Raw genomic sequence first — 5990 nt, 5'->3', positions numbered from 1 at the left:
TTTTGAAGTTTTTTTTTAGCTTAACACCTACAGTGGTTAGAGGAGGGATTCTCCACAAAGAATGGCTTTATTGGCAGGATTGCATTCTTAGCTTAACACCTATGGGGTGGAGGGGTGCCACAAACCGCCACTTTCTTTTCTCTTAGGCTCAAATGCTATTGTCCTGCCGTAGTGCAGTCCTCATGTTGTTTTAAGACTCAAATGTGTAAAACTACCAAAATACGTAAGGAGGACGACGATGAAACGTTTCTTTATGCTGGTATTGCTGCCGACACTGCTTACTCTGACAATTGCGCAGCAGGCTCATAGTGCAAACACTGAAAACTATCGCTCGCCAATGGGGACAAACCTGGGGACTTTTGATTATTGGGCTGATGGTTGGGTATTTGCCGATGCCTTTGTCAAGTCCAGTCCGTGGGTATCCAGCCTGTGTTCAGGTGGTTGGGATAACGGCCCTGCAATCACTACGGACTCAAACGGATGGGTCAGCTCACTGGACGTTGATCTAATGTATTTCAACACTTGTCTTTACGGCCATGAAAGGATATTATCCGGCAGGGGAATATGTCATCTTGTGGGAAGGCGATGGTCACTTTGTGCTTAGTGGGGACCCCGATGTAGTCTTTGACTCTACTTGGGCAGCTATCACTACCAATAATGGCATTCACCGTTCAACCTTTACGGTTTCAAACCCCACCAATGTTGGTATACAGATGCGAATTGACAGCCTTCAACCGGACTATTTAAAGAACTTCCGTCTCATCATGCCAGGGGGGGTATGCGGTAGTAGCTTGAATAACCTTGATTATTTTTCCTATTGTCAGACGTCAGCCTCTTGTGGCAGTGGTCAGACATGTTATGGTTTTGAGCAGGTCTATTGGGACAGGTTCACAGATTCAACATCAATCCCAAGGTAGTGTTTCATCCTGCCTTCCTGGGTAAACTCAAAAAATATAGGGCTGTCAGATTTCTCAACTGGACGGCAACAGCAAATTCCGTTATCCAGGACTGGTCTGACAGGTCTGGCATCAAGCGGCATACCTACGCCGATCACAGTCACACTCCTGGTCAACAGGGAAAGGCAATCCCTTATGAATTTGTCGTAGCCCTGAGTAATATCCTTAACACAGACGTCTGGATAAATATGCCTGCCAAGTCAACAGATGACTACAATACTCAATTTGCAACCTTTATGAAGAGCAACCTTACCCCAAACCTCAAGATATATGTTGAATATTCCAATGAGGTGATGAATGATGCCTTTGCCGACGACGTAAACCATATGATTACGATGGCGACTTCACTAGGGATAACTGGCGGAGACTCTGACTTTGTCAATCCGGCCACAAGATTGCAAAGTATAGCACGTTTCGATTGGATTAAATACAAGATAATGGCATTTTACGGGGTCAAGGGGACTGGTCCCCTTGCGGGGGGTTCTGAAGGGGGCCAGGAGCGACCTGGAGCGCCAAGAAGCGGAGCCGCCCCTTTCTTTATTCATCCACGTTCAAGGCACCAGCACGGGGCTCAATTGGAGTTATGGAATATGTCGAAGAGGTTTTTTTTCAGTTTTTTAGCGGCGTTTTCTTTTTTTTTGTATGGGGTTAGTTCTTCTTTTTTATCGTTTTTGATTGTACCTGTTTTTTTTTTAAGGTTGACTCCTTTGTTATTATCGTCGTTTTTTTCTGTGGGGAGTTTTTCTTCCATAGTCACGGTGAGGTCTTGAAACATGTTAAAGGTTCTCCGCAGAAAGATGATCATCCAGTCAACCATTGTCGTCATCAGTAGGAACATCGTTGCCATGAGCAAGAACAGGACAATGAGGTACCAGTGGTTGATCTCAAATATATCCGGGAACGTATCTCTTCCGATGGCTCCCCACGTCATGAAGGTTTCGGACAGGTCAGCGTGGAAGAACTCTGCATAGAGCACGGCTCCAGTGATCATGCCCAGGATAGCAGGGATACCATCGAGGGAGCCTTCGCCAATGGCCCCGGCAGCAGTACCCGGACAGTATCCCATAATGGCAATGGCAGCCCCAAAGAGCAATCCGCCTGCGATCTGCGGGACTATCACGGTCTTAGGCACGTGCAGCTCCATATATCCCATGTCCGTAAGGAGGTACACAAGTACCATCGAAACCATAAGTACGGGGGTGCCCAGACGAAAGACGGTAAAGTCCTGTAACCGGAACAGTCCGGTTACTATGTCGTACTTACAGAGCCTGCCTTTTTGCAGTACTACGCCAAACAACAAACCTATGATCAAGCCACCATAGAGGCTGCTTCCACCTTTTATGCCCTCTATCGTAGAGGAATCAAAGACGCTTACGAGCCTCTTGAGCAACTCCTGCATTCCTATAAATTCCATGTCCATCATAACTAATCTTCTCTTCTGACCACTATGGTCCTGCTTCTGTAGAACAGGAAGGTAGTAAAGACGCCTCCTGTCCATACGCTCATCATAAAAATAAACCCGCTTGGCGCCAGTTGTATAGCGCCCGATATCAACATACCGCTGATACACCCGCCACCTATTCTTGCCGCAAAGCCCATCATTATGCCGGCCAAAAACACCCACAACCATCTGCCGGCAACCGACTTGCCCCGGGACTGTTTCCACAGTTCGGGTACGGCGTTGAGTCTGAAGTCACCCGAGTACCTGGCCGACAGGAAGCTGCCAATGATTGTGCCCATAATAAGGGCAATTGTCCAATCTATATATGGCTCATAGATGCTCCAGTAGTCTACCTTGTCGAGGTGTTTTGGGTCTATGACTTTGGTGGCAATAGCCCCCATGACCGTATATCCTCTTGTTATACCCAGGGGTCTTTCCGAAAGGTAGAAGGACAGCACCTCTACGAGGGCAAATGCAATCCCTGCCGGGATAGGCCACCATCTCTTTGGCTTACCCAGGAGTGCAAAAAACACCGACCCTAAAAGGGGCCAGCCACTGTGTAAATATATGGTATAGACAAGTCCAAGTATGAGCATAGACCACCACGCAGGCTTACTCACCACAAGAATTGAGAACAACACAACTAACGGCCAGCCCTGTCTCAGATGAAACGATACACCAGCCCCAGCTATGAGAAGAACCAGTGCTGCCACTATAAACGTTTTACTTACGCCATATTTATCTTTTAATTGCATAACCAAATCTCTACCGAAATATTCTCTAACTTGCCTTCTCTCTGATTCAGGTTATTTTTGTCCCGATCATCTTCAGATGTCTGGAAACTGCACTGACCTCAGTACATAAGGACCCTCAACGGTCCCAGCCTGACCATATCCACTGATTTCATTATACAACAAGTTAATGTAAACAATCTACAAAAAAAGACAAAAAGCAAGCGGGGTGGACAATGTCAATATGCGCCACCCCATTTGCGCCACCCAATCTAAACTGTGTCAAGAAAAGCGGATATCTCTCAAACTACATGTTCATGTTCCAACTTGTTATACAGACATCATCAGCATCTCTGAATTTACCTACCAGGATCAGGATTATGTCATAAAACACCCATAGTCCAAAGCCACCCATTGTAAGCAGCATTGCTATACCTGTACCGATTTTTTTGGCATAGAATCTGTGGGCTCCCATCCAGCCAAACATAAAACACAGTAGCAGCGCTATTAAGCGACTCTTACTGGACTCTGTTACTGCAGCTTCATTATCCACCATATTCACCTCCTTTTATTGTTTATTTTCTTAATTGCTCCAACTCTTAAAGGCTATCTCAATTTTTGGGGCATTGATAGTCCTGTGTGTTAATCACCTGTTACCAAGGTACACTGTCTGGTATAGGTACCTAGTACGCTCAAGTTTTCCTTATTAATGGTATAGACTCCTTTGAGGCCGGCATCTTTCATTGCGGTTTCTATGCTGCCATCTCCTATAGAGATTGCACCAAAGAAGGAATGAATACATGCCCTTCCGCTCTTAGCCCCTGTTGGCGCTGTGCCCATATATACTGGCACCTTTGTATCGGTGTATATCCATCCCAACGGGCCATCTGCAACAAACCCACAACTGCTCAAGAGCATCAGCATCAGAGCCAACGCTGCTGACAGCGCTACAGTGGATCGCATCCCCTTCTTGTTTGCAACAGGTGCCATTGCTGCGGTAGTGGGTCTCACCCACCCGGCTTCTCTCTGCATAATATTCCTCCAAAGATATTACTTTGTTTAAAAAACAGTTTATAGTTTAAACTAACATATCCGTTTTGTCAACCCCTCGAATTCTAAAGGGGTGCATAAATTTTTTATGGGCAAGCAAATATTAACAAAATGCCTCTAAAGGGAATGATTCTCCTTACCCAAAATAAAATAACTGTTGACAGGGACACTCATATGATATTACTATAGTAGTCATGCACCGGAAGTTAACACTAAAGGACATCATGAAGAATGCACCGCATGAGGATTCTGAAGCTGCGATATCTTTACCGGGCTGAGGGTTTTGGCACATAAAGTAAACAGGAGGTAATGAACATGCCGATAACCATCGATATAGATAGATTGAATGAAGTAAGTGCATTTATCAATACGGTCTGCATCAAGCGGTCTGCATCAGTAGCCGAGTTGCGATTGTACTTACAGGCTAATGCGTGATCGTGATGATTTATTCGAAGTCAATTAAGCTGATTGCAGTATGGTGTGTGACGTTGACATGCTGCCTGCTACTGGTATCGCACATGGCGGCGGGGCAGGAGACGGCCATGCAGGAGAGGGATATCGTCTACTGGTACGAGGGCGACGTTAAACACCATGCGTGGAGGGTTGCGGGAGAGTATGCCGTATTGCCCGAGGGGATGGACTATACCTCAAACGTCTATTATACAGACAAGAGCATGAAGCGTGCCATGGCCCTCAGCGGTGAGGTCATCGTGAGGTATGCCGCCCACTACACGCAGGAGCAGATTGCCGCCATAGAGGGACAATTTGGACTAAAACGCAAGAGCGTCCTGCCTCTTGCCGATGCACGCTCCGCAACATACGTATACGAGTCCGCCGAGGGCAAGATCGGCGATCCCATAGGTGTAGCCAACGCTATACGCGAAGCTGCCCTGGTGGCATACAGCTATCCCAACTGGATAAGACACGTAAGCCACCGTGCAATCACTAAAGAGGCGGTTCCTGCAAAAGATACCGCAACACCCAATGACCCGCTGTTTTGGCAACAGTGGCATCTCAAAAACACCGGTCAGGGCGGAGGTCGCATCGGAGCGGATATGAACACATCGTCTCTGTGGAGTACCTACCGTGCAACACCGTCTCAGACGATTGCCGTTGTGGACAATGGCCTGGAGATAGGGCACGAGGACCTCAAGGGCAACGTGCTTCCGGATAAGAGCTACAACTACCTCAACAAGACCACGGACCCAACCCCCACCAACAAGAAAGACTCACACGGCACCAGTTGTGCGGGTCTGGCAGCGGCACGGGGGTTTAATGCACTTGGCGTAACCGGAGTGGCTCCTGCAGCGGGCCTGGTGGGATACAACCTGTTGATGAACTTCACGGACGAAAACGGAGTCGATGCCATGACGCGTGGTTACAACGAAGGGCGGATATACACCAGCAGTTGGGGTCCCGATGACACCGGAGATATGCTTGATGCCCCTGCTCCCAGCTTTGTGGATGCCCTCAGATTTGGCACCAGCAAGGGCCGTGGAGGTCTGGGTAACATCTACACCTGGGCCGCTGGCAACGGCAGGTCAGACGACGATAACTCCAATAACGACGGCTATGCCAACTCGCGTTACGTCTTTGCCATTGGCGCATCGACAAACAGTGACACCGTATCATACTACTCCGAGGATGGCGCCAATATCCTGGTAAATGCCCCCTCAAGCGGAGGCACCCTCGATATCACAACCACCGACCTGACCCAAAACGGAAAGTACGCCACCGACTTTAGCGGCACCTCAGCCGTTGCACCGATGGCAGCAGGGGCCGTGGCAATCATCCTAGAGGCCAACCCGTTGC

Annotated in this window: 6 protein-coding genes; 2 read left to right on the top strand and 4 right to left on the bottom strand. The window is 48.0% G+C overall.

Annotated elements, in window-relative coordinates:
- Positions 1–238 precede the first annotated feature (238 nt).
- Entirely contained in the window at positions 239–604 is a 366-nt protein-coding gene (locus HWQ67_RS11710; protein ID WP_218252874.1) for a hypothetical protein, read from the top strand.
- A gap of 923 nt (positions 605–1527) precedes the next feature.
- On the opposite strand, the gene HWQ67_RS11705 is transcribed toward HWQ67_RS11710, so the two are convergent.
- From HWQ67_RS11705 to HWQ67_RS11690, 4 genes are all read right to left on the bottom strand, one after another.
- Positions 1528–2379, bottom strand: a complete 852-nt coding sequence (locus HWQ67_RS11705; protein ID WP_218252873.1) for a YeeE/YedE thiosulfate transporter family protein — start codon at positions 2377–2379, stop codon at positions 1528–1530.
- A gap of 2 nt (positions 2380–2381) precedes the next feature.
- Positions 2382–3152 carry a YeeE/YedE thiosulfate transporter family protein gene (locus tag HWQ67_RS11700; protein ID WP_218252872.1) on the bottom strand — a complete coding sequence of 257 codons (771 nt, stop codon included), beginning with the start codon at positions 3150–3152 and terminating at the stop codon, positions 2382–2384.
- 283 nt (positions 3153–3435) lie between these two features.
- Positions 3436–3684 (bottom strand): TM2 domain-containing protein, encoded by a 249-nt coding sequence (locus tag HWQ67_RS11695; protein WP_218252871.1) that lies wholly within the window; start codon positions 3682–3684, stop codon positions 3436–3438.
- A gap of 86 nt (positions 3685–3770) precedes the next feature.
- Positions 3771–4160, bottom strand: coding sequence for a TRL-like family protein (locus tag HWQ67_RS11690; RefSeq protein WP_218252870.1), 390 nt, complete (start codon positions 4158–4160; stop codon positions 3771–3773).
- A gap of 458 nt (positions 4161–4618) precedes the next feature.
- Here HWQ67_RS11690 and HWQ67_RS11685 point away from each other — a divergent pair.
- Positions 4619–5990, top strand: a 1372-nt coding sequence (locus tag HWQ67_RS11685; RefSeq protein WP_255317249.1) for a S8 family peptidase, incomplete at its 3' end; no start/stop codon positions are given.

It is taken from the genome of Candidatus Magnetobacterium casense (assembly GCF_019173545.1).
Taxonomy (GTDB): domain Bacteria; phylum Nitrospirota; class Thermodesulfovibrionia; order Thermodesulfovibrionales; family Magnetobacteriaceae; genus Magnetobacterium; species Magnetobacterium cryptolimnobacter.
This window is presented reverse-complemented; position numbering and strand designations above follow the sequence as displayed.